The organism is Arthrobacter sp. Hiyo1 (assembly GCF_001263615.2).
GTDB lineage: Bacteria > Actinomycetota > Actinomycetes > Actinomycetales > Micrococcaceae > Arthrobacter.
Window position 1 is genome coordinate 266,040 of the sequence record NZ_DF952469.1, and the last position, 2,221, is coordinate 268,260.

Consider the following 2,221-nt stretch of genomic DNA (forward strand, 5'->3'; position numbering starts at 1 on the left):
CGAACCGCTCCACGAAGCCAAATAGCCCCCCCTCGAACGAGCGAACTGCCCGCGCCGGACCCCGGCGCGGGCAGTTTTGTATCCCGCTCCAGCCGGACCACGAATCCCACCAACGACAGCCGTCCCCAGGCAATTTTCCGACTCCTGTCAAGTCAATTCGCCCCCGCGTTAATGGCATGTGAACTTTTCGAATAAATCAGATTTATTCAGAAACATTTGACCCGCCGCGCTTTCCATGGCACGCGCGCGGTGTAAAAAATGTAAACGCTTGCGCACATATGTCTGACATGTGCTCCAGAGCCCGGAACGGCACTCGAAACACGGCTTGCAACCGCATCAAGCGCACGTCAAGCTTTGAACGGTCCCGGCAAGTCGACGTGCCGGACCGAAGGATGGGGGCTTCCTAAGAATCCCCCGTCCACCCGACACGATGGCGTTCCCGACGACGCCATTGGTGTTACGGGAACGCCGGAGTGCGGACCAGGCCTTGCGCCAATTCCACGTAGTCCAACCTCCGCGAGAAGAGCAAGCATGAAATCTCACTCAACCCCCAACAGGCCACGCCGACGCCTGCGGTCTGTAGCCGCTTTTGCGGCCGCTGCCAGTGTGGCCGCGACGGTGCTCATGGCATCCCCGGCAGCCCAGGCAAACCTGCCTGCCGACAAGCCGGCCACCACAATGCCGGCTCCCACGCCGGGATTCCCGCTTCCGACGGTCCACACGCAACAAGCCTTTGATCCCGCCGCAAACTTCACGTCCAAGTGGACGCGGGCGGATGCCAAGCAGATCATGGCCCAGAGCAACCCGAACGTGACCGCCGGCCAGAACTCCATGAGCCCCAACGTCACCATGCCGGAGATCCCGAAGGACTTCCCGGCCATGAACGACGACGTGTGGGTCTGGGACACGTGGTCCCTGACCGACCAGAACGCCAACCAGATCAGCTACAAGGGCTGGGATGTCATCTTCTCCCTCGTCGCCGATCGCCACGCGGGTTACGGCTTCGACCAGCGCCACTGGAACGCCCGCATCGGCTACTTCTTCCGCAAGACCAACGCAGACCCCGCGAAGGACAAGTGGAACTACGGCGGACACCTGTTCCTGGACAACACCTCCATCGGCAACACCGAATGGTCCGGTTCCACGCGCCTCATGCAGGGTGACCACGTCAACGTGTTCTACACGGCCACCACGTTCTACGACCGTGCAGAGCGCAACGCGGGCGGAGGCGGGATCGCTCCGGACGCAGTCATTGCCAAGGCCCTCGGCAACATCCACGCCGACCAGAACGGCGTGACCTTCGACGGCTTCCAGCACACCAAGCTGCTCGAACCGGACGGAAAGCTGTACCAGACCAAGGCCCAGAACGCCGGCTTCGCCTTCCGTGACCCGTACACGTTCGAAGACCCGGCCCACCCGGGCCAGACCTTCATGGTCTTTGAGGGCAACACCGCCGGAAACCGCGGCTCCTACAAGTGCACCGATGCTGATCTCGGTTACCAGGCAGGCGATCCCCACGCCGAAAACACCAACACGGTCAACACCACCACCGGTTCCTGGTTCCAGACCGCGAGCGTGGGCCTGGCCGTCGCAGACAACAAGGACCTGACCCAGTGGCACTTCCTGCCGCCGATCCTGTCCGCCAACTGCGTCAACGACCAGACCGAGCGCCCTCAGATCTTCATCCAGAATGAAAACGGCAAGAACAAGTACTACCTGTTCACGATCAGCCACCAGTTCACCTACGCCGATGGCATGCGTGGTCCCGACGGCGTCTACGGCTTTGTTGGCAACGGTGTCCGTTCGGACTTCCAGCCGGTGAACAACTCGGGCCTCGCGCTCGGCTCGCCGACCGACTTGAACCTGCCGGCGAACAACCCGAGCGGCACCCAGTCTGCACAGCAGAACGGCCGTCAGTTCCAGGCCTACTCGCACTATGTGCAGCCGGGCGGCCTGGTGCAGTCCTTCATCGACAACGTTGACGGAGTCCGTGGAGGATCCCTCTCCCCCACGGTAAAGATCAACTTCGCCGGTGGCGTCACGCAGGTTGACCGCAGCTTCGGCAAGAACGGCCTCGGCCCGTTCGGCTACCTCCCCACCAACGTCCGCGTCGGCGGGGAAGGCCTCTACAAGTAGGCCACAGGCAAAGACAGCCGGCAGGCAGGGGTTTCGCTGCCTGCCCGGCAACATGGGGCGCCCGGTTCACCCCGGGCGCTGCTCC

At 62.8% G+C, this 2,221-nt stretch carries 1 protein-coding gene; it reads left to right on the forward strand.

Translation table 11 applies throughout. The annotated features are described in order from the left end of the window. The first annotated feature begins 531 nt into the window (after window positions 1–531). Entirely contained in the window at window positions 532–2,136 is a 1,605-nt protein-coding gene (locus AHiyo1_RS05790) for a glycoside hydrolase family 68 protein (protein ID WP_059387908.1), read from the forward strand. Window positions 2,137–2,221: the final 85 nt, after the last annotated feature.